Origin of the sequence: Methanosarcina mangrovi (assembly GCF_052057765.1) — an archaeon.
In the GTDB taxonomy this organism is placed as follows: Archaea; Halobacteriota; Methanosarcinia; order Methanosarcinales; family Methanosarcinaceae; genus Methanosarcina.
The window spans coordinates 4,026,992-4,047,903 of sequence record NZ_CP195120.1 but is presented as its reverse complement, the minus strand read 5'-3'; the positions used below and the strand labels follow the sequence as shown (position 1 = coordinate 4,047,903).

The 20,912-nt window shown below is 48.8% G+C and carries 21 protein-coding genes and 1 tRNA gene; 20 read left to right on the top strand and 2 right to left on the bottom strand.

Translation table 11 applies throughout. From position 1 onward, the window contains the following. The first annotated feature begins 111 nt into the window (after positions 1–111). From hemL to ACSAZL_RS17910, 7 genes are all read left to right on the top strand, one after another. Positions 112–1,386, top strand: coding sequence for a glutamate-1-semialdehyde 2,1-aminomutase (gene hemL / locus ACSAZL_RS17940; protein WP_440945950.1), 1,275 nt, complete (start codon positions 112–114; stop codon positions 1,384–1,386). A gap of 97 nt (positions 1,387–1,483) precedes the next feature. Then, complete coding sequence (gene hemC, locus ACSAZL_RS17935) at positions 1,484–2,437, top strand: hydroxymethylbilane synthase (RefSeq protein WP_440945949.1); 954 nt, start codon at positions 1,484–1,486, stop codon at positions 2,435–2,437. A 37-nt stretch (positions 2,438–2,474) separates the two neighbouring features. Continuing rightward, on the top strand, positions 2,475–3,380 hold the full coding sequence (locus ACSAZL_RS17930) for a dihydroorotate dehydrogenase (protein ID WP_440945948.1): 906 nt from the start codon (positions 2,475–2,477) through the stop codon (positions 3,378–3,380). Further along, on the top strand, positions 3,380–4,159 hold the full coding sequence (locus ACSAZL_RS17925) for a dihydroorotate dehydrogenase electron transfer subunit (protein WP_440945947.1): 780 nt from the start codon (positions 3,380–3,382) through the stop codon (positions 4,157–4,159). The genes ACSAZL_RS17930 and ACSAZL_RS17925 overlap by 1 nt, the downstream gene beginning before the upstream one ends. Before the next feature lie 77 nt (positions 4,160–4,236). Next, positions 4,237–4,971: a fumarylacetoacetate hydrolase family protein gene (locus ACSAZL_RS17920; RefSeq protein WP_440945946.1), complete on the top strand. Its 735-nt coding sequence runs from the start codon at positions 4,237–4,239 to the stop codon at positions 4,969–4,971. Continuing rightward, positions 4,971–5,276: a hypothetical protein gene (locus ACSAZL_RS17915; RefSeq protein ID WP_440945945.1), complete on the top strand. Its 306-nt coding sequence runs from the start codon at positions 4,971–4,973 to the stop codon at positions 5,274–5,276. The genes ACSAZL_RS17920 and ACSAZL_RS17915 overlap by 1 nt, the downstream gene beginning before the upstream one ends. A 436-nt stretch (positions 5,277–5,712) precedes the next feature. After that, positions 5,713–7,428, top strand: coding sequence for a glutamate--tRNA ligase (locus tag ACSAZL_RS17910; RefSeq protein ID WP_440945944.1), 1,716 nt, complete (start codon positions 5,713–5,715; stop codon positions 7,426–7,428). A 134-nt stretch (positions 7,429–7,562) separates the two neighbouring features. On the opposite strand, the gene ACSAZL_RS17905 is transcribed toward ACSAZL_RS17910, so the two are convergent. Continuing rightward, positions 7,563–8,672, bottom strand: a complete 1,110-nt coding sequence (locus ACSAZL_RS17905) for a NosD domain-containing protein (RefSeq protein WP_440945943.1) — start codon at positions 8,670–8,672, stop codon at positions 7,563–7,565. 410 nt (positions 8,673–9,082) lie between these two features. Between ACSAZL_RS17905 and ACSAZL_RS17900 the strand changes: the two genes are divergently transcribed. The 4 genes from ACSAZL_RS17900 (at position 9,083) to ACSAZL_RS17885 (ending at position 13,713) form a co-directional block, all read left to right on the top strand. After that, positions 9,083–10,435, top strand: coding sequence for a Single-stranded DNA binding protein (locus tag ACSAZL_RS17900; protein WP_440945942.1), 1,353 nt, complete (start codon positions 9,083–9,085; stop codon positions 10,433–10,435). Continuing rightward, positions 10,428–11,297, top strand: coding sequence for an RPA family protein (locus ACSAZL_RS17895; protein ID WP_440945941.1), 870 nt, complete (start codon positions 10,428–10,430; stop codon positions 11,295–11,297). Before ACSAZL_RS17900 ends, ACSAZL_RS17895 begins: the two co-directional genes overlap by 8 nt. 146 nt (positions 11,298–11,443) lie before the next feature. Next, complete coding sequence (gene serA / locus ACSAZL_RS17890; RefSeq protein ID WP_440945940.1) at positions 11,444–13,015, top strand: phosphoglycerate dehydrogenase; 1,572 nt, start codon at positions 11,444–11,446, stop codon at positions 13,013–13,015. A 179-nt stretch (positions 13,016–13,194) separates the two neighbouring features. Then, positions 13,195–13,713: a DUF2240 family protein gene (locus ACSAZL_RS17885; protein ID WP_440945939.1), complete on the top strand. Its 519-nt coding sequence runs from the start codon at positions 13,195–13,197 to the stop codon at positions 13,711–13,713. A gap of 79 nt (positions 13,714–13,792) precedes the next feature. On the opposite strand, the gene ACSAZL_RS17880 is transcribed toward ACSAZL_RS17885, so the two are convergent. Continuing rightward, entirely contained in the window at positions 13,793–15,445 is a 1,653-nt protein-coding gene (locus ACSAZL_RS17880) for an alpha-keto acid decarboxylase family protein (protein ID WP_440945938.1), read from the bottom strand. Positions 15,446–16,224: 779 nt separating this feature from the next. Between ACSAZL_RS17880 and ACSAZL_RS17875 the strand changes: the two genes are divergently transcribed. From ACSAZL_RS17875 to ACSAZL_RS17835, 9 genes are all read left to right on the top strand, one after another. Further along, positions 16,225–16,605 (top strand): 50S ribosomal protein L18e, encoded by a 381-nt coding sequence (locus tag ACSAZL_RS17875; RefSeq protein WP_440945937.1) that lies wholly within the window; start codon positions 16,225–16,227, stop codon positions 16,603–16,605. 10 nt (positions 16,606–16,615) lie between these two features. Beyond that, entirely contained in the window at positions 16,616–17,038 is a 423-nt protein-coding gene (locus ACSAZL_RS17870; RefSeq protein WP_440945936.1) for a 50S ribosomal protein L13, read from the top strand. A 13-nt stretch (positions 17,039–17,051) separates the two neighbouring features. Continuing rightward, the gene (locus tag ACSAZL_RS17865) at positions 17,052–17,456 is read left to right on the top strand and encodes a 30S ribosomal protein S9 (RefSeq protein WP_440945935.1); all 405 of its coding nucleotides are present in this window, start codon (positions 17,052–17,054) and stop codon (positions 17,454–17,456) included. 8 nt (positions 17,457–17,464) lie between these two features. Then, the gene (locus tag ACSAZL_RS17860) at positions 17,465–17,653 is read left to right on the top strand and encodes a DNA-directed RNA polymerase subunit N (protein WP_011020647.1); all 189 of its coding nucleotides are present in this window, start codon (positions 17,465–17,467) and stop codon (positions 17,651–17,653) included. Then, positions 17,654–17,728: transfer RNA gene (locus ACSAZL_RS17855), tRNA-Pro, on the top strand. A 112-nt stretch (positions 17,729–17,840) separates the two neighbouring features. Next, the gene (locus ACSAZL_RS17850) at positions 17,841–18,023 is read left to right on the top strand and encodes a DNA-directed RNA polymerase subunit K (RefSeq protein ID WP_440945934.1); all 183 of its coding nucleotides are present in this window, start codon (positions 17,841–17,843) and stop codon (positions 18,021–18,023) included. Positions 18,024–18,094: 71 nt separating this feature from the next. After that, positions 18,095–18,838, top strand: a complete 744-nt coding sequence (gene rpsB / locus ACSAZL_RS17845) for a 30S ribosomal protein S2 (protein WP_440945933.1) — start codon at positions 18,095–18,097, stop codon at positions 18,836–18,838. Between the two features lie 68 nt (positions 18,839–18,906). Continuing rightward, complete coding sequence (locus ACSAZL_RS17840; RefSeq protein WP_440945932.1) at positions 18,907–19,710, top strand: MEMO1 family protein; 804 nt, start codon at positions 18,907–18,909, stop codon at positions 19,708–19,710. Positions 19,711–19,928: 218 nt separating this feature from the next. Beyond that, positions 19,929–20,834 carry a mevalonate kinase gene (locus ACSAZL_RS17835; RefSeq protein WP_440945931.1) on the top strand — a complete coding sequence of 302 codons (906 nt, stop codon included), beginning with the start codon at positions 19,929–19,931 and terminating at the stop codon, positions 20,832–20,834. The last annotated feature ends 78 nt before the right edge of the window (positions 20,835–20,912 follow it).

Sequence of the window (20,912 nt, the reverse complement as noted above, 5' to 3'; positions counted from 1 at the left end):
TCAGTTACCCTGATTTACTTAATATTCAGTTACCCTGATTTACTTAACTTACTCAAATTAACCTGTTTACAGTCCTTTATTGAACATCTAAGTCCATCCGGTGAGATTCCCATGACGTTTGAGGTAACACTTGATAAGTCCAGACAGATGTATGAGAAAGCAAAAACCCTTATTCCGGGCGGGGTCAGCAGTCCGGTGCGCGCAATCAAACCCTATCCTTTCTATACGGCATCAGCTGACGGTTCGAAGATAAGGGACCTTGACGGAAACGAGTACATCGACTACTGCCTTGCCTACGGGCCTGCTGTCCTCGGGCACAACCATCCGGTGATAAAGGCAGCAATCAAAGAGCAGCTTGATAAGGGCTGGCTCTACGGGACTCCCACCGAGCTTGAGGTGACTCTCGCAGAAAAGGTTGCAGGCTATTATCCGAGCATTGATATGCTCCGCTTCGTTTCTACAGGGACGGAAGCCACCATGAGTGCGCTGCGCCTTGCTCGCGGCTTTACCCGCAAAAACAAGTTTATCAAGATCGAAGGTGGGTTTCACGGGGCTCACGATGCGGTGCTCGTAAAGGCAGGGTCCGGGGCCACAACCCTTGGTGAGCCTGATTCCCTTGGCATTCCTGCCGATTTCACAAAATACACGCTGCAGGCTCCGTATAATGATATTGAAACAATGACCTCGCTTGTGGAAAAGAATAGGGACGACCTCGCAGCAGTAATCATAGAGCCCGTGCTTGGAAATATCGGGCCCGTCCTTCCGCTTCCCGGATACCTGAAAGAACTCCGAAAACTCACAAAGGAGAATGATGTCCTGCTTATTTTCGATGAGGTTATTACCGGGTTCAGGCTCGCAATGGGTGGGGCGCAGGAGTACTTCGGAGTCGTGCCTGACATGACCACCCTCGGAAAGATCGTAGGTGGGGGTCTGCCTATCGGAGTTTTCGGAGGCCGCCGGGAAATTATGGAAATGATCTCCCCTTCAGGAGCTGTCTATCAGGCAGGGACCTTCAGCGGAAGCCCCTGTTCGGTGGCTGCGGGAATTGCCGTACTTGACTACCTGAAAAAGGAAGATATCCACGCAAAGCTGAATTCGACCGGAGAATACATGCGCGCCGTGCTCTCGGAAATCGTTGAAGACGAAGGGCTTGACTATACTGTCTGCGGAATTGCTTCCATGTTCAAGGTCTTCTTCGGGGCCGAGCCTCATAACTATCAGGAAGTCCTGAAATGTGACAAGGAAGGCTACCTTTCCTTCTTCCACAGGATGCTTTCAAGTGGGGTTTTCCTGCCTCCTTCCCAGTTTGAGACCAACTTCATATCTGCAGCCCACAGCGAAGAGGACATTGAAAAGACCCTTGAAGCTTATATGGAAAATCTCTGAGGCTCCATATCTCTGAGGACTCATATCTCTGAGGACTTACATTTCTGAGAACTTATGTCTCTCAGAATTTATCTTTGAAAACGTTTGAGGATTCTACATGATAATAGGTACCCGGGGCAGCCAGCTTGCGCTTGCCCAGACCGAGAATGTTGCACGCCTGCTTAAAGAACGGGGCGTTGAAACCAGCATCAAGATAATAAAAACCAGCGGAGACCGGTTTACTGACCGTCCTCTGCATGCAGTATCCGCAGGAGTCGGGGCTTTTGTCCGGGAACTGGACGATGTTATGCTTGCAGGAGAAATCGACATCGCTGTTCATTCGATGAAGGATATGCCCACAATCCGCCCGCCAACACTTCCTACTGTTGCGGTTCTGAAGCGCGACACTCCTTTTGATATCCTGATCACGTACGACGGGACTACTCTTGACGAACTTCCCGAACAGGCCATTATAGGCACCAGCTCCTTGAGACGGACTGCCCAGATCAGGCGGTACAGGCCTGACCTTATTACTCAGGACCTGCGGGGTAATATCGACACCAGAATCAGGAAGCTTAAAGAAGGGCAGTATGACGGTATCCTGCTCGCAAAAGCCGGGCTCGAACGCATGGGCTGGGAAATCGAAGGGGAAATCCTTTCCCCTGACTTTTTCTGCCCCTCCCCTAACCAGGGCACGGTTGCAGTGGTAACAAGGGCAGGCACCGAGGCTGAAGCTGCGGTTTCCAAACTTGACCATACCGAGAGTCGGATTGCTACCGAAATCGAACGTATCCTTATTTCCGAACTCGGAGGAGGCTGTACAACTCCTGTTGGTTCCTATGCCGAGCTCACCCCTGATAAGCAAGAAATCCATGTCCGGGCTGAAGTCCTTTCTCTTGATGGCAGGGAAGCTGTCCGGATTGACGAGTTTATCCCGATGCTTGGGGGGCTTGAGAAAGCCAGGGAACTCGGGCACAGGCTTGTGGAGATGGGCGGCAAGCGGCTTGCTGAAGAGGCGCTGCTTCAGATCTCCAGAAATGAGTGCGGTACGGAGAATTCGTACGATTATTGATACAGAGCCTGCCTGTGGCAGGAAACGGAGCTATCCAATGTATAATCTCACCGGACTTGAATTAAAAAATCCGACCATTCTTGCAGCCGGGGTGCTCGGGACAACCGGGGCTTCCCTCTGCAGGGTCGCGCGTGAAGGGGGGGCAGGCGCAGTTGTGACCAAATCCATAGGTCCGGCCCCCAAAACCGGCCATTCCAACCCCAGTATGGTAAGGCTGGCCTGCGGCTTCTTAAATGCAATGGGGCTTCCGAACCCTTCCTATCCCGGCTTCCTGCAGGAACTCGAGTTTGCAAAAAATAACTCCGCAGTTCCGGTGATTGCAAGCATTTTCGGCGGGAATCCTTCTGAGTTTGCTGAAGTTGCCGAGGGCCTTCTTCCTGCAAAGCCTGATGCTTTCGAGCTGAATGTGAGCTGCCCCCACGCCGAAGGGTACGGGGCTGCAGTCGGTTCGAACCCCTGCCTGGTAGAGGCAGTAACGGCGGCTGTGAAGGATGTTGTTAACGTTCCTGTCTGGGTCAAGCTGACCCCGAATGTTGCAGACATTACCTGCATAGGGAATGCAGCCGAATCCGGGGGGGCGGATGCGGTTGTTGCGATCAACACCGTAAAAGGAATGGCTATTGATATTGAATCCGGATATCCCGTGCTTGGAAACCGTTCCGGAGGGCTTTCCGGAAAAGCTGTCAAACCCGTAGCCGTCAAATGCGTTTACGACCTCTACACTGCCCTGGAAATTCCGGTAATCGGGGTGGGAGGAGTTTCTTCCTGGGAAGACGCCGTGGAAATGATGATGGCAGGAGCAGCAGCTGTTCAGGTCGGGTCTGCGGTATATGACAGGGTGGACATCTTTTCTGAAATCGGGGCAGGAATAGAAGCCTTCCTCGAGAGAAAAGGCTATTCGGATATAAAGGAAATTATAGGGCTTGCCCACGAGATGGTCTGATGCTTCCTCTTAATGCTACAATAACACAGATAACTGAAGAATCCCCTCTGGTCAGGACTTTTTTCTTTGACCACAGGTTTGAGGATATGGAGCCGGGCCAGTTTGTAATGGTCTGGGTAAGGGGCGTGGATGAGGTTCCTATGGGCCTTTCCAGAAATAATTCCATAACGGTTCAGAAGGTAGGCGAGGCGACCTCAAAGCTCTTTGAGTTAGAAGAAGGTGACTCTTTCGGGCTCAGAGGGCCTTTCGGAAAGGGCTTTACCCTCCCTGCCAGAGGCGAAAAAATCCTTCTTATAGCCGGCGGGGTCGGAGCCGCTCCCCTCTCTCCTTATGCCGAGGCAGCCTCTGCCGCAGGTGCGGAAGTGCATACCATTCTTGGGGCTCGGAGTGCCGGAGACCTGCTTTTTGAAGGGCGTTTCGAAGCTCTCGGAGAGGTCTATGTCTCGACTGATGATGGTTCAAAAGGTGTTAAAGGGTTTGTGACCGATGTCCTCAAAGGACTTGATGTTGCAGCTTATGACCGAATTGCAGTCTGCGGCCCTGAAATAATGATGGCTTCGGTGTTCAGGCTCCTTGAAGAGAGGAAGGTTCTGGAAAAGACAGAGTTCAGCCTCCACCGATATTTTAAATGTGGTATCGGCGTCTGCGGAGCATGCTGCATAGATCTGTCTGGACTCCGGGTCTGCAAGGACGGACCTGTGTTTTCCGGGGTTCAGCTCCTTGGTTCGGAGCTCGGGAAATATTCACGGGATGCCAGTGGGCGAAGAGTTAAAATTTAAGTTTCGATATATCCTTTTAAAAAATAAAAGAGAGCAGGTAAACAGCTCCGTGAAAACAGTATGAGGAAGGCAAAACTATGATTGGAAGGTTCAGGTCAGGAGATAACGTTTTTTATGGAGAAATCGAAGACGGACGGGTGTATCCCAATGGAGGGGTCTCGGCCGGGACATTCGAACTTTCGGAACTTCGGGTTTTACCTCCTTCTTTTCCCTCTAAAATCGTCTGTGTCGGCCTGAACTATAAGGACCATGCCGAAGAACTTTCCATGGAAGTCCCTGAAAACCCTATTCTCTTTTTAAAGCCTCCATCTGCTGTTATAGGGCACGGAGACAAGATCATTTACCCTCCCTCCAGTTCTCGGGTGGACTACGAAGCCGAACTTGCAGTCGTGATTGGAAAACGCTGCAAAAACATTTCCGCCGAAAAGGCTGAGGACGTGATCGCAGGTTATAGCTGTTTTAATGATGTGACTGCCCGTGATCTCCAGCAAAAGGACGGGCAGTGGACAAGGGCAAAGAGTTTTGATACCTTTGCGGCATTCGGGCCTTATATTGTCTCTACGGACGAAATTGATGTTTCTGACCTGAAGATCTCCTGCAGGGTAAATGGGGAAACCAGACAGGAGTCGAGCACCTCAAACCTTATTTTTGACATTCCTTTTCTTATCGAATTCATCACCGAAATTATGACCCTGGAAGTTGGGGATGTAATTGCTACCGGGACACCCCCTGGAGTTGGAGAACTGCAGAGAGGGGATACCGTGGAAGTCACGATCCAGGGAATCGGAACACTTAGAAACGAGGTTGTTTGATGTTGCTTGAGCATATTGGAACTGAACTTGACCTTACGGAGCGCCACCTGATCGTGCTCAAAAAGGTAATTGAAGAAGGTCCCATAGGAATCCTTAAACTTGCAGAAGTTACCGGGATGCAGAACCATAAGGTGCGCTATTCCCTCAGAGTCCTTGAGCAGGCAAATCTTATCAAGCCTTCAGCTCAGGGGGCTGTGCCGGGGGATGCTGTTCCTAAATTCCTGCAGGACTTTGAGCGGGACCTGAGCAAAATCAATGAGAGAGTGTCCCGCATCCGGGAGATTGAAGCTTCCATCCCGAAGTAAAGGTTCTCGCAGTAAAGGTTCTCGCAGTAAAGGTTCTCGCAGTAAAGGTTCTCGCAGTAAAGGTTCTCGCAGTAAAGGTTCTGGCTTTGAAAAGCCCTTTCGGAATATGCTTTTTTTCTACAGGGTCTTTTCTCTGGGCTGACAGGCTTCGGTGACTTTTTATAATGCTATTTACATGTTTTTTCCTCAATCCTCGGATTCAGCGAAACTTATGGATCTATCTTCTTTGCGGGTTTATCCTTTCAGTTGAACCTGCGGGGTATTCTCATCCCATCCGGCTGAGATTAGATTCATGTTCATTCACCTAATCCAGACTTAATTCATGTTCATTCACTCAATCCAGATTTAATTCGTGTTTATTCGCTCAATTAAGATTAAAATCATATTTACTCGACAGATCACGATTTAATCCATGTTTATTTCAGGAGAAACTCCTATGACTTTAAGTCCTGAAGATCTTAAAACAATAGAAAAATACGCTCTTCAAAATGCTGTAAAATACGAAAAAGCACCCCAGCCCAAAGCTGTAATGGGCAAGGTAATGGGGGAGTGTCCTCAGTTGAGGGCCGATCCGGGCGCCGTCTCTGCGGCACTTGAAGCCATTGTTTCCGAAATCGCTAAAGGAAACCCCGAAGCCTGGGAAGCCCGACTGTCGGAAATCGCCCCCGAGCTAATAGAAGCCCTGAGTGTAAAGAAGGAACCTGACAAGGGTTTAAAACCCCTCGAAGGAGCAGAGCCCGGAAAAGTCGTAATGCGTTTTGCCCCGAACCCCAACGGGCCCGGAACCCTTGGCAGTGCAAGGGGTATGGTTGTCAATTCCGAGTACGTAAAGATGTATAAAGGCAAGTTTGTCCTGCGTTTCGACGACACCGATCCTGATATTAAGCGTCCGATGCTTGAAGCCTATGACTGGTATCTGGACGACTTCAAATGGCTCGGGGTCGTGCCTGACCGGGTTGTCTACGCCTCGGACCATTTCCCTATCTATTACGCTTATGCAAGAAAACTGATTGAGATGGGCAAAGCCTATGTCTGTTTCTGTAAAGGGGGAGACTTCAAACAGTTAAAGGATGCCAAGCAGGCCTGCCCGCACAGGGACACGAACCCTGAAGAAAACCTCATGCACTGGGATAAAATGCTTGCCGGGGAATATGAGGACCAGCAGGCGGTGCTCCGGATCAAGACCGATATCGAACATAAGGACCCTGCGCTGAGGGACTGGGGAGCATTCAGGATTAGAAAGATGTCCCACCCCCGCCCTGAGATCGGGAACAAATACGTTGTCTGGCCCCTCCTGGACTTTGCGGGCGCTATCGAGGATCATGAGCTCGGCATGACCCACATTATCCGGGGTAAAGACCTTATAGACAGCGAAAAGCGGCAGGGCTACATCTACAAATACTTCGGCTGGACCTACCCGAAAACAACTCACTGGGGCAGGGTCAAGATCCACGAGTTCGGGAAGTTCAGCACGAGCACCCTCCGAAAAGCCATTGAAGCCGGCGAGTACAGCGGCTGGGACGACCCCCGGCTGCCCACGATAAGAGCAATCAGGCGCCGCGGAATACAGGCTGAAGCCCTTAAGAAGTTCATGATTGAAATGGGAGTCGGGATGACCGATGTGAGTATAAGTATGGAGTCCCTCTATGCCGAAAACCGCAAAATCGTGGACCCCATTGCAAACAGGTATTTCTTTGTCTGGGCTCCGGTAGAACTTGAAATTGCAGATATGGAGCCTACGGTTGCAAAACTTCCTCTCCACCCCACTGACCATTCCAGAGGTGTAAGGGAAATCGCCGTGGGAAACAAGGTGCTTGTCTGTGCCGAGGATGTCGAAAAACTGGAAGTTGGCTCCGTCATCCGCTTAAAAGATTTCTGCAATATCGAAATCATTTCCCTTTCCCCGCTTCAGGCAAAGCGCTCTGATGTCTCTCTCGAAGCCCTTAAAAAAGCAAAAGCAAAGATCATCCACTGGGCACCTGTTGACGGAATCCCTGTGAAAGTGCGTGGACCGGAGGGTGATATCGAAGGAATCGGAGAAAAAGGAATCACTGGAGAACTTGACAAAATCGTACAGTTTGAACGTTTCGGCTTCTGCAGAATTGATTCCGTAAGCGAAGAAAAAGTTGTGGCTTATTTTGCACACAAATGATTTAGGGAAAATTTGCCTTCAATAATTAAGGGTAAATTTTATCCGCAAATAATTAAGGGTAAGAAGAGGGGCAGAAATAAGACAAAAAAGCTGTCCCTTCCGTTTCCTCCTCTTTTTTCGATTTCAAATTAGTTTTATCTTTTCCGCTTCAGGATATAAGCCACTCCTGTTGCCAGAACCGCAAGTCCCAGACCCGGCCCGGGGGCTCCTTTTTCTTCCTCAGTCTCGGTTTCGGGAGTTTCTTCTCCTTCAACTGCAGTTTCGTTTGCTTCTTCCGTTACTTCTTCAAGAGGGGTTTCTGTCTCATTTCCTGCTCCTTCCCTGTCTGCCAGGCCCTGCTCGTAAGCTTCAGCATCAAGCTTGTTTTCGAGGGCTGTGACCGCAGCCTGGATTTTGGGGTAAAGCGGGGATTTATCGGTTCCGCCTCCGCTTACCTCATATGAGGCATCGCATATCCCATTGCTGTTTCCATCCACACAGGTCTCACTGTAGCCGGTGCCTTCAAGGTCTGCCCAGAAATTTCCGCCGATATATGGACCCCGGATAAGATTACTTTTGGTTGAGAGGGTACTCTGCCAGTTGTTATCTGCGTTTACGGTGTTTTCCTCTACATTTTCGGCGTTTTTGAAGTAGTTATTATAAATGATGTTCTTTCTGCTCTCTTTAAGGGAGATTCCGTACTCGTAGTTGTAAGCTATGAGGTTGTCCTGGATTGTGTTTGAGTCCGAGCCTTCGAGCCTTATCCCTACTTCGTTCAGGGTCATGGTGTTGCCGTTTATGTTATTGGTCCCTGCATTCTGCAGCAGAATCCCGTATTCCGAGTTTTTTTCCAGGTTGTTGTTGATATAGCAGTTATTGACTTCTGTCAGCAAAATTCCGGCTTTATTCGAATCCTCAACCCCGAAGCCGCTGAAAGTTACCCTGTCCGCAGTTATCTCTACGGCACTTTCTGCAGGGTCCGCTGCCTTTACAATCGTATCCTCAGGATTTCGCGAGTCCGACCAGATCTTGACCTGCTTGTTGATTTTGAGGTTTTCATTATAAGTCCCCTGGCTCACAAAAATAGTATCTCCGTCGTTTGCGGCGTCAACTGCAGCCTGTATTGTGGTATAACCCCCTTCTGCTTCAGGGTCCACGTTCAGGTTTGCTGCGGAAACGGCAGAGCATGTGCATACGACTGCCAGGATAAATGCTACTGAGACGATTTTCAATGCCTGTAAATGCCTTTCTTTTATTCTTTCCATCTTTAGTTTCCCCCTTTACTCTTCCTTTTCTTTTGGTTTTTTTCATTCGGTTATATCTATTTAGAAACCGCTAAACTTCTCTTTTTCGAATTTAGCCTCTTTTTCAGGAACGGATTTTATCAGGTTTTCGGGAATGAATCCTTTTTGTTTTTTCAGAGATAATTCTTGCAATATTTTGTCAGGAAAAGAATTTTGTCCTGAAAAGATATATTTTTTGAATCACAATTTCTGAACAATTGTTCTTGAAAAGTAAGATCTAAAAGCTTGCAGGAGTAAAATTTGTCTAAAACAACCGTCGTATAAAGGCCCGTAGTTTCAAATGCCTGCAGGCACAAAATAAAACCTAAAACCATAAACCTAAAACCCTTATATCTGAATCGTTTTATTATCGTCTCGAATGGAGGCTTAAAATGGATGAAAAAATTGCGCCCCAACTTGAAGAGCTAACCAGGGCGCTTGGAGATCTTGAAAAAACCGGCATCCGGGCAGAATTCGATAAACTTCTTGCTTATCGTGTTCCTCCGGAGCTTGCAAAGGAGAGTATCCTCCGAAAGTTTGGGGGAAAAAGAAAAGTCCTGAAGGTAAAAGACCTTTCAGCTTCCCTTAAGAATTTTGAAATAACCGGCAGGATCCTTGACATAGGGGAAAAGGCAATCCGCCCTCAGGAAGGGGATCAGGAAGGACCTTCCAGGCTGTACACCGGGGTTCTCGCAGATGAAACTGGTTCGGTCATGTTTTCCTCCTGGAAAGAGCTGCCAGGCTCAGTCGGAGATGTTATCAATATCAGGAACGCCTATACTCGCCTCTGGCAGAACAGGATAAGGCTTTCTATAGGGGAGCAGTCTCTGGTATCTCTGGTTTCTGACTCTTCCCTCCCTCAGCTTTCCGAACTTTCCGAAAGCCCTGCAAAAAAACTGGCCGATATTGGTGCTGCGGATTTCTCCGTAAGTACCGTAGCCTGCGTACTTCAGCTTTCTCACAGGGAAGTCCTGGTTAGGGGCAAACAGTCTAAGGTGATTTCCGGTGTGCTTGCAGACGAGACCGCCAGATTGCCTTTCACCGCCTGGGTCGAACTTCCGGGCATTGACATCGGAAGCATAATCCGGGTCGAAGGAGCCCAGATCCGCATGTTCAGGGGAATGCCTTCGATCAATCTCCTAAACAGCACCAGGATCTCTCCGGTCGGGCCGGAAGATGCCGAAAAACTTGCTTTTACTTTCGAGTCCGTAGCAAAAAATCCTGTTCCCCTGAAAATCGAGGAAATCGCCTCAAGAGACAGCATGTTCGATGTAGCTGCTGCAGGCAATATTGTTTCGGTCAGGCCCGGATCGGGGATAATTACCCGCTGCCCCGAATGCAGCCGTGTGGTTCAGAAAGGAAACTGCAGGGTGCACGGCAAGGTAGAAGGCATAAGGGACATGCGGATTAAGGCTGTGCTGGATGACGGTACAGGGGCAATGTCCGTTATGTTTCCGAGGGAGCTTGCCGAAACCATCTACGGGAAAACCCTTGAGGAAGCTGAACAGATGATGTTCTCTGATATTTCCAAAGATGTGGTTTATGAAGACCTGAGAAGGTTCCTTACCGGGCGCTACCTGGCAGTGCGCGGGAATGCTTCAAAGGGAGAGTATGGGATTTCTTTTGTTGCGGAAAGCGCCTGGGTGCCTGAAGATGACCTTGCTGTCAGGGCAGTTGAACTGCTGCACAGGCTCGGGCAGGACAAAGAAGATTCCAGCTCCGAGGGAGGGGTAAGTCTTGCTTAAGAGGGAAATTGCAAAGAGGGTTTTTGCAAAGGAATTCGAAGCCTGCAGGGAGCTTGAGAAATCCGCAAGGTCTGCGTCCGAGCCTCCTGATTCGAAATCCCCCAACCTGCTCATCAGCCCTCTGGGGCTCATTCTCAACCGGGTCTTTGTCGTAGGGGTGCTTACCGAACTTGACAGCATAGGCAGTACGCAAAATGAAATGTGGAAAGCCCGGATAGTTGACCCTACAGGCGCTTTTACGGTATATGCAGGGCAGTACCAGCCTGATGCATCAATTTTCTTTTCAACGGTCCGGGTTCCTGCTTTCATAGCCCTTACCGGAAAAGCCAGAATTTACGAACCCGAACCTGGCTCGGTTTTTATCTCAATCCGGGCAGAAGAGGCAAACGTCGTGGACGAAGAGATTCGCAACAGATGGGTTGTGGATACTGCGGAACAGACCGTTGACCGGCTGGAGACTTTTTCGGAGGCTCTTGCAAGCGGATACCGCGGAGAGACCCTCAGGGAATACCTGCTTGAGAGGGGAGTTTCCGAAGAGCTCTCGGAAGGGATTTCCATTGCCCTTGAAAGAGACCGCTTCCCCCGGGAATTTGCAAAACAGCTCAGGATTTCCATCCGGGAAGGACTTAAAGCTCTTGATTTTGAAGCCGAAGACACAACAGGAGCCGTCGACCAGAAGGAGTTCGTCCTTGAGCTTCTCAGGGAAATGGGCGGAGGCAAGGGGGTTGATTACGCTGCTTTTGTGGACACTGCAGTCTCAAAAGGCATCCCTGAAGAGGTGGTGGAAGAAGTTGTCCGTTCCCTTCTTGAAGGAGGACAGTGTTACGAGCCCAGGATCGGGATCATAAGGCTTGTAGGTTAACCCGACGGAGCAGGACTTTAACGCCCACAAATGAGGAAATTTGCCGCCAAAAACATGTGATAATGCTTAAGTGTGATTAAGTTGATTGGTATCCTTTGTTAAAATTTAGCATCTCATGTTTATCGTATTTATCTGGAGAAATTGACATGAAAGTATTGGTCAGCGACTCACTCTCCAATGAAGGTTTGGAGATTCTAAAAGAGCACTTTAATGTTGACGTCAACACCGGCCTCTCCGAAGATGAGCTGGTGGAAAAGATCGGGGCATACGATGCCCTCGTAATACGCAGTGGGACCCAGGTTACTCAGAGGGTAATCGAGGCTGCTGACAACCTGAAGATTGTCGGAAGGGCAGGAGTCGGAGTCGACAACGTCGATGTGGATGCAGCCACAAAGAAAGGAATCATTGTGGCCAACGCTCCCGAAGGGAATATGATTTCGGCAGCAGAGCACACAATTGGCATGATGATGGCTATGTCCAGGAATATCCCTCAGGCTAACGCTTCCCTGAAATCCAGGGAATGGAAGCGCAACAAGTTCATGGGTGTTGAGGTTAAGGGCAAGACTCTGGGAGTTATAGGGCTCGGAAGAATCGGGTCTGAAGTTGCAAAGAGGGCTTCAGGGCTTGAGATGAACCTTATGGGATATGACCCTTTCATTTCCGAGAAGCGGGCTATGGAACTCGGAGTCAAGCTGGCTACGGTTAACGAGATCGCAAAAGAAGCCGACTACATCACTGTGCACACCCCTCTTATCAAGGAGACCAGGAATATCCTCGATGATGAGCAGTTTGATCTCATGAAGCCGGGAGTCAGGGTTCTCAACTGTGCACGCGGCGGTATTATCAATGAAGCGGCCCTGGTAAGAGCCCTTGAAAGCGGGAAGGTAGGCGGGGCAGCCCTGGACGTATTTGTCGAAGAGCCTCCTTTTGGCAGCCCTCTTCTTAACTTTGACAATGTTATCGTAACTCCTCACCTCGGAGCCTCCACCCAGGAAGCTCAGGTTAATGTTGCAATCGATATCGCCAAAGAAGTTGTTTCCGTCCTTACCGGCGGGCTTGCAAAGAATGCAATCAATATCCCGTCCGTAAAACCCGAAGCTATGGCAGTCCTTGCCCCGTATATCAGGCTTGCAGAGCTTATGGGCAAAATTGCAGGGCAGCTCGTGGACGGCAACTACGAAAAGGTAGAAATCGGATACAACGGAGAGATTTCCGGAAAAGATACCAGGCCCCTTACGGTTTCCGCCCTCAAAGGATTGCTTGAAATGGCTCTCGGAGCCGGGGTAAACTATGTAAATGCCCCGACCCTTGCAAAGTCCAGACAGATCGCAGTTGTGGAAAGCAAGTCCGAATCCGCAGAAGAGTATTCTTCCACCGTCAGCATCAAGCTCTCCAGCGGAGAAACCGCAAAGCTGGTTGCAGGAACCGTTGTTGGGGATGAGCCCAAGATTGTTTCCATCGATGAGGACAGAGTAGACATCTTCCCGGCGGGCCGCATGATCTTTGCCAAGCATATTAACAAACCGAACGTTATCGGTCCCTGCTGCATGGTGCTCGGGAAAAACAACATCAACATTTCAGGCATGCAGGTCGGAAGGTCGGAAGTCGGCGACGTGACCATGATGGTCCTTAATGTGGACACCGATGTCTCTGATGCAATTCTTGACGAGGTCAGGCAGGTCCCCGGCATCCTCAATGCCAAGCTTGTGATCCTCTGATTCCGAAAAAATATCCTGCTTCGGCACGGGCTTAACGCTGATTTCTGTGCCGGAGATATTTACTTTTTCCAGGAATTCCTTATATGTGAAACGCGCCCGGGGCGGACTTATATACTATCCAGTCCTTCCAGGTGCAGTTATTTTTCGAGTATTTTTCGAGTATTTTTCGAGGTTCGTGAATGGAAGAACTTAAACGTGTAGTTTCGGCTCCTTTTAAGAAAAACCTTGTAGCTTCTCTCCCGGAAAAGGACTTTGAATTTTCCCTTGCTTTTGACCTGAAATGGTTTTCCCCGAAGATTGCTTCTGAGGTAAAGAGCCGCGCCCTCGAAACAGGCCTGCTTTCCCTTAAAGACGGTGCCCTTTTCCCCGGTTTTGAGGTTGAGAGTGTCCGGCTCCCCCATGCATATAAGCCGCCGGAGGGTTTTCTTGAACTCAAGGAGAAACCCGGAAAACCGGGGAACTCTTCTGCAGGACGTCAAAAGGAAGACATATCCTTTGAACAGATCCTTGACTTCGTTTCCGCGGACACGGGCTTGAACCGGCAGCGGCTTGTTGCCGAAATCAATTCCATGCAGGACAGGCTTTCTTATCTTGTGGACATCCGGATAGTGGCCCTAATTGTTGCAAAGAAGTTCGGATGCGATATCGAAGGGGTAATCGGGAAGGTTTCCAGGGCAGTTCTTGGTTCTTCTTATTAACCGCATTATTTGTTTTTCTAGCGGGGACCGGGAGGTTTGGATGAGAGTATGCCTGCAGGATAACTTTGTTTGGTAGGTCTCATAAATTGTTATGAACTGTTTCTATAATCGGGGGTGCCGACATCTCTGGCGTAGTTATCTCTACATATGCGCCTGTTCCGACATTATCCAGCTCTGCCATAATCTTATCCAGGTCGCCGCAGGTTGTAGCCTTCCTTATCACCCAGCCATTACAGCCAAGTGCCTCCGGCAATTTATGATATTGCCATTGTGTCAGGTCATTGTAACAGTAATCTAACTTCCTGGATAGCATCCTTTCTATCAGGTAGCCGTGATTATTCAGCACGAAAATAATAGGTTTCAAGCCATAGCGGTAAAACTGACTGACCTCCTGAGCGGTCATCTGGTGCGCCCCTTCTCCCGTTATAAGGATTACTCGCCTGTCCGGGGCAGCCAGTGCGGCCCCGAAGGAAGCCGGAGTAGCCCAGCCTATCGCACCCCAGAGCGTCTGGTTGTAGAGTCTGGCTCCTTCAGGTAAAAATACTGGCAGTAAGCCGTAGAAAGATGTGCCTGAGTCTACTATGATGATATCGTCGGGCTTAAAAAATTTCATGCAGCTCGCATACAGGTAATCAGCAGTTATCGGGCTGCCGGCATCTGCATCTGGTGTTGCGGGATGCCTGGCCGCAGGTCCCCTTATATCAGTACGCTTACGAAGTCTCCTGGCGAGTTCCTCCAGTACGTCGGACATTTTCAGATTGGTATAACCGGCATATCCGATATGTACATCGGAAGGCATGATACTGATGATGCGGGATCTGTCCAGTTTTGCCGTGAACATGCCCGTATTAACATCAAACAGAATAGTGCCTATGGCAAGTACGCAGTCGCAGGATTCCACAAACTCCCTTATCTCGGGATTTGCAAGCTGTCCCATATATAGTCCGAGATAGGAGGGATTAGTTTCGTCAAGCACTGATTTATCCATCGCCATGGTCACATAGGGCAAGCCCGAAGCATTAACAACGTCAGTGGTCAGGTCCTTGAGCCCGAAACGGTCAACAAAGATTCCCGGCATAATACAGGCTTTCTCTGCACCAGATAGCCTGTTTATAATTGTCGAGACTGCTTCTTCCAGTACTTCAGGATCGCTTTTTACAGGCACATTTGCCGGTGCCTGGGAAGATAAGATCTTTTCATGCACATGTGAGATGTTTTCATGCACATAGTCGTGAGGTATGGCAATGTAGACTGGACGGCGGTATCCCAGGGCTGCCGCAATGACGCGCTCGACTTCCTGAATGCAGTTTTCCGGGGTGAGCATTGTCTTCGCACATACTGTCGGCGTAGCCATGGTCATGAACTGATCAAACTCTCCGTTGCCGAGCGTATGATGTACTACCGCATTTCTCTCCTGAACCGGCGTTGCCGGCATTCCGACAATATGGAACACCGGATTGTGCTCCGCGTAAGAGCCTGCTATGCCGCATAGTGCGGATAGCTCCCCCACCCCAAAGGTAGTGGACAGTGCTGACATGCCATTGATACGGGCATAACCGTCGGCAGCATAAGCAGCGTTTAGCTCATTACAACAACCTATCCAGCGCAACTCTTTATCATCACAAATGGCGTTATTGATAGGAAATGCATAGTCCCCTGGCACACCGAAAATGTCCCTGATGCCCAGCTGCTTTAATCGATTCAGAAGATATTGAATAACTGTCTCAGGCATTATAGTACCACCAAAGTCATGTTTGATTGTTTCATCTTTTTGGACCGGGTCCTGTATTCATCAATCCGCAAAAATTTGATTCCTGTGCGTATCAACCCGAATTTTGATGCCGGCTATTCGAAAACATTTGCAGTCAACGTGCCCATGCCGCTGAGCCCTGATAGTGACCGCCGCACTATAAGGCGGGGGCAACCAGGCGTAAATATCCCGGGCCAATTGCGCGGTTTTCTTCGTTTTGCAGCTCGACCAATCGTCAGTTTTCCATTTTGACATTTTCAAAGCAATCCAATGTTCGTCTGGCGCTTGCTCTCAGATCGGATACTAACTCTACACGACATTGATCATTGCCCAAAATCGATCGTTACCTCAACGTTGACCGTTCCCCAATTATTATAATTCCTTTAATTATAAAAAATAGGACTAATTAAAAATAGGTGTTCTTCTTTTTCTTCTTTAATACATTCCCGGCTTTCTTAAATTGGCTTTGAAAGTCGGCCTTATCCGGTATGCTGTATGTCACTCCAGCTAGACGTGCCAGTACAATTTTAATTCGTGTAGCACTTTGAGATGTACGGGTTGATGGAGCAAGAATGAATATTTCCGGGAACTACTGCTACACATAATCTTTATGTACTAGAAATGTTATTCACATCATACCAATCCGACTAATCGCTTGATTTTTAATTTACTGCCCTGGCAGTTCTGGCGATGTTCGAACGCGATAGGGAATTTTTTCCGCGTGAGTGAGATTTCATACAAATCTTGCGGAGGAACATACATTGGGTAAAAAATCACTTGTAAAACTAACAAGAAAAACGAATCCAAGAATCGTTTCCCTGATTCTTACCCTGAAAGAGAGGGCAAATGGAGATTCTGCCCCTATCTGGAAGGATATAGCGAAACGTCTTGAGGCGCCGTCCAGAAACTATGCGGCTGTGAATATAAGCAAGATCAACAGGCATACTGCTGAAGATGACGTCCTGCTTGTCCCCGGAAAGGTCCTGGGTGCAGGGCTCCTGGATCATCCCGTTACCGTTGCGGCTGTAACATTCAGCGAATCTGCAGTTGAAAAAATTACTGAAGCCGGCGGTAAGTGCTTGAGTCTCGAAGAGATCATGGAAGCAAATCCGAAGGGGTCCGGTATCCGGATATTCCGCTGAGGTGTTGAAGATGACGGTTATCGATGCAAAAGGACTTATTCTGGGGCGTCTTGCAAGTTCGGTTGCAAAACAACTGCTTTCAGGAGACGAAAAGGTTTATATCATAAATGCCGAACAAGCCATCATTTCTGGTTCAAGGGCAGCCATCTCTAAAGAGTACCGGGAGACCCGGGAAAGGGGTGCAACGGAATTCGGGCCTTACTTCCCTAAACGTCCGGACCGTATCCTGAAGAGAACTATCCGTGGCATGCTGCCCTACAAGAGAGCAAGAGGCAGAGATGCAATGTCCAGGCTCAGAGTCTATGTAGGTGTCCCCTACGAACTTAAGGGCGCTGAAACGGTCACCATTCCGGATGCCGATATGAGGCTCCTGAGTTCCAGCAGGTATATGGAGCTTGGTGAAGTGAGCCAGAAAATGGGTTCAAAGTTCTAATGGGTGAGTCCTCATGGTCAAAGTAGTTAATTCATCTGGAAAGCACAAGACTGCAACTGCACGTGCAACAGTCATGAAAGGTACCGGTAAGGTCAGGATCAACAAAATTCCGCTCGAGCTCTACACCCCCGAGCTTGCAATGATGAAAATCTCCGAGCCTCTGTTGATCGCAGGAAACGATGTTGTTTCCGGGCTTGATATTAATGTTGATGTTCGGGGTGGCGGGATCGTTGGGCAGGCCAACGCAGTAAGAACTGCAGTTGCTCGCGGTATTGTGGAATGGACAAATGACACAACCATCAGAGACAACTTTGCAGCCTACGACCGCAATTTACTTGTAAGCGATTCCAGGCAGAAAGAAGCCAAAAACTTCGGTGGACCCGGAGCAAGATCTAAATATCAGAAATCTTACAGGTAAGGAAAAATATGATCCCAGTCCGATGTTTCTCATGTGGAAAAGTAATCTCTAACTATTGGGATGAGTACAAAAGGCGCGTCACCGACGGTGAAGGGTCTGCTGCAGTGCTGGATGATCTCGGGATCACTCGCTACTGCTGCCGCAGAATGTTCCTCAGCCACGTCGAACTTGTTGACGTGCTCTCACCGTACCAGTAAGGGACCGTAGGGTAGCTTGGTCCATCCTTCGGCGTTCGGGACGCCGGAACCTGAGTTCGAATCTCAGCGGTCCCACTTCCCTTTTTATGGGGTACTGGTTTTCAGGTGTATGTACTGACTATTAAATCTATCATGCTTCTCGATTATTGGAATTCATCGGAGCGTTTTTAAGTTTCAGGGTGATCTGTTGGTCAAGGAAAAGTATACCCGGTTCGAGCGTGCACGAATTGTAGGTGCAAGATCATTGCAGATAGCAATGGGGGCTCCTGTCCTGGTTGATGATGACGGGCGGCTGGACCCCCTGGGTGTAGCCATTGCAGAGTTGAAGGCCGGAATTATTCCTATAACGGTCAAACGTAAGAAAAGCTAAAAACGTAATGGGATACATTTCAGATGCTAAATGCGTTTTATTGTTGATTCTATATTTTATGAGGTGACTTTATGGAGGAAATTGAGCAGACAGGGCAGGAGGAAACCGGAGCACAGCCTATGCCTGAAGAAGATGTCGTGGCTGAAGCAAAACCTGCACCTGAAAAGGAAGCCGCAGTAAAGACCGGATCTATACCTTCAGAATCGGAAGACGAAGCTTCTTCTCACAAAGAGGGGTCAACATCCCTCGTATCCATTGACGAGTACCTGGCAGCAGGTGTTCACATCGGTACACAGCAGAAAACTCAGGACATGATGCGTTTCGTATACAGAGTCAGAACTGACGGGTTATACGTCCTTGATATCCAGTCCACAGACGAAAGGATCAGAGTTGCATCCAAATTGCTGTCTCACTATGACCCTTCCAGGATCCTTGTAGTATCTTCAAGGCAGTATGGGCAGCACCCTGCAAGAATGTTCTCAAGAGCACTCGGCACAAGGGCAATGCTCGGAAGGTTTATCCCGGGTTCCCTTACAAACCCTCAGATCCACGGTTTCTTTGAACCGGATGTTATTATCGTAACCGATCCGGCCGGAGATGCCCAGGTCCTGAAGGAAGCTTCAAGCATTGGGGTACCTGTTGTAGCACTCTGTGACACCAACAACCTGACCTCAAACGTAGACCTCGTAATCCCGACAAACAACAAGGGTAGAAAAGCCCTTTCTCTTGTCTACTGGTTACTTGCAAGGGAAGTCTCCAGACTCAACGACACTCTCTTCAATTACGAGTTGACTGACTTCGAAACTCCTCTCTGATTCCGGAACATTTGTCCTGCATACTGCAAGCATTTATAAAAATTGCCCATATCTTATATTATGGGTGATTGGAAATGAGACAGCCAGCAGTTGCAGGGCAGTTCTATCCTCTGCATTGTGAAAATCTGGAGAAAGAGCTTACACGATGTTTCGAAGGTCTGGAGATCAGGGAACGAGAAGTCCTTGGGGCGGTTTGCCCGCATGCCGGGTATATCTATTCCGGGAAAGTAGCTGCACATGTTTATGCAACCCTTCCTGAAGCCGATACCTATGTCCTTTTCGGTCCCAACCATACAGGGTACGGTTCTCCTATATCGGTATCCAGGGAAACATGGAAAACTCCCCTGGGAACTATTGATGTTGACCTCGAACTTGCCGACGGATTTCTCGGGAGCATCGTTGATGCGGATGAACTGGGGCATACATACGAGCACTCTATTGAAGTCCAGCTTCCTTTCCTTCAGTATCGTTTCGGACAGGGTTTTAAAATTCTTCCGATCTGCATGGGCATGCAGGATGAAGAAACGGCAGTTGAGGTAGGGAACCTTGTTGCTGACCTTGTTTCCGAAAGCGGGAAGCGTGCGGTCATCATAGCATCCAGTGATTTTACTCATTACGAAACCGCAGAGCGTGCAAAAGAGACGGATTCGGAGGTTATAGACGCTATCCTGAGGCTCGATGTCCCGGGCATGTATGACCGCCTCTATCGAAGAAATGCTTCTGTATGCGGATATGGACCTATTGCAGCAATGCTTTCAGCTTCTCAAAAACTCGGAGGGTCCAGGGCAACTCTGCTTAAATACACAAACAGTGGGGACGTTTCCGGAGATATGAGTGCAGTTGTCGGGTACGCTGCGATTATCGTGGAGTAAATTCAGTGATTGCAGAGTAAGTCTCACGACAATAAAATAAGCTCGTTTTTGATTATGCGGAAAATACCCAGTACAGAAAACACCCGGGATAAAGTTCAGGCAGGGTAAGTTTTTTTATAGATTTTTTACTTTTACATATGGTCAGCCTTCTCGAGGATAAGGTTCATTAATTTACATGCCCAAATTCACCAAAACTTGAAAATTTTTTGAGGAATAATATGATTTCGTGTTCTGCCCCCGGGAAAATCTATCTTTTCGGAGAACATGCGGTTGTTTACGGAGAAACCGCGATAGCATGTGCGGTAGAGTTGAGGACCCGGGTGCGGGCAGAGTTAAACAGCTCAATAGTTATCCGGTCACAGCTAGGGAAAACAGGGCTTGATTTTGAAAAACACCCTTATGTTTCTGCAGTTATTGAGAAAATGAGGGAGTTTACTCCCATAAACGGTGTCTTTCTGACGGTTGAATCCGATATCCCTGTGGGTTCAGGGCTCGGGTCGTCTGCTGCGGTAACGATTGCAAGTATAGGCGCTCTTAATGAGCTTTTTGGCTGCGGGCTCTCCTCTAAAGAGATTGCAAAACTGGGGCATGAAATCGAGATAAAAGTCCAGGGGGCGGCAAGCCCGACCGATACCTATGTCTCTACTTTCGGAGGGGTTGTTACCATCCCGGAGCGGAGAATGTTAAAAACTCCCGACTGCGGAATCGTGATAGGAGATACCGGAGTCTTTTCTTCTACAAAAGAGCTTGTGGCAAATGTCAGGCAGCTTCGCGAGAGTTACCCTGAACTGATAGTTCCTCTTATGGAGTCAATCGGCAAAATCTCCCGGATCGGGGAATCCCTTGTACTTTCAGGGGACTATGCTTCCATTGGCAGGCTAATGAATGTGAACCAGGGTCTGCTTGATGCGCTCGGAGTAAATATCCTTGAACTTTCAAGTTTAATCTATTCGGCAAGGGCAGCAGGAGCTTTCGGGGCAAAGATTACGGGAGCCGGAGGTGGAGGCTGCATGGTTGCCCTTACGGCCCCTCAAAAGTCCGCACAGGTAGCTGAAGCAATTGCGAGAGCAGGAGGCAAGGTCACCATAACAAGACCCACTGAACAGGGGCTGAAGGTTGAATGAGCCTGAAGTAGCTCCTTGGTTTTCCAGAGGGGGTTGCTTTTCATCCTTTAGATTTGGTTTTCATCTTTTCGCTTTAGA

Coding starts and splice junctions, on each gene's coding strand:
- hemL (WP_440945950.1), top strand. CDS start 112: ATGACGTTTGAGGTAACACTTGATAAGTCCAGACAGATGTATGAGAAA.
- hemC (WP_440945949.1), top strand. CDS start 1,484: ATGATAATAGGTACCCGGGGCAGCCAGCTTGCGCTTGCCCAGACCGAG.
- ACSAZL_RS17930 (WP_440945948.1), top strand. CDS start 2,475: ATGTATAATCTCACCGGACTTGAATTAAAAAATCCGACCATTCTTGCA.
- ACSAZL_RS17925 (WP_440945947.1), top strand. CDS start 3,380: ATGCTTCCTCTTAATGCTACAATAACACAGATAACTGAAGAATCCCCT.
- ACSAZL_RS17920 (WP_440945946.1), top strand. CDS start 4,237: ATGATTGGAAGGTTCAGGTCAGGAGATAACGTTTTTTATGGAGAAATC.
- ACSAZL_RS17915 (WP_440945945.1), top strand. CDS start 4,971: ATGTTGCTTGAGCATATTGGAACTGAACTTGACCTTACGGAGCGCCAC.
- ACSAZL_RS17910 (WP_440945944.1), top strand. CDS start 5,713: ATGACTTTAAGTCCTGAAGATCTTAAAACAATAGAAAAATACGCTCTT.
- ACSAZL_RS17905 (WP_440945943.1), bottom strand. CDS start 8,672: ATGGAAAGAATAAAAGAAAGGCATTTACAGGCATTGAAAATCGTCTCA.
- ACSAZL_RS17900 (WP_440945942.1), top strand. CDS start 9,083: ATGGATGAAAAAATTGCGCCCCAACTTGAAGAGCTAACCAGGGCGCTT.
- serA (WP_440945940.1), top strand. CDS start 11,444: ATGAAAGTATTGGTCAGCGACTCACTCTCCAATGAAGGTTTGGAGATT.
- ACSAZL_RS17885 (WP_440945939.1), top strand. CDS start 13,195: ATGGAAGAACTTAAACGTGTAGTTTCGGCTCCTTTTAAGAAAAACCTT.
- ACSAZL_RS17880 (WP_440945938.1), bottom strand. CDS start 15,445: ATGCCTGAGACAGTTATTCAATATCTTCTGAATCGATTAAAGCAGCTG.
- ACSAZL_RS17870 (WP_440945936.1), top strand. CDS start 16,616: ATGACGGTTATCGATGCAAAAGGACTTATTCTGGGGCGTCTTGCAAGT.
- ACSAZL_RS17865 (WP_440945935.1), top strand. CDS start 17,052: ATGGTCAAAGTAGTTAATTCATCTGGAAAGCACAAGACTGCAACTGCA.
- ACSAZL_RS17860 (WP_011020647.1), top strand. CDS start 17,465: ATGATCCCAGTCCGATGTTTCTCATGTGGAAAAGTAATCTCTAACTAT.
- rpsB (WP_440945933.1), top strand. CDS start 18,095: ATGGAGGAAATTGAGCAGACAGGGCAGGAGGAAACCGGAGCACAGCCT.
- ACSAZL_RS17835 (WP_440945931.1), top strand. CDS start 19,929: ATGATTTCGTGTTCTGCCCCCGGGAAAATCTATCTTTTCGGAGAACAT.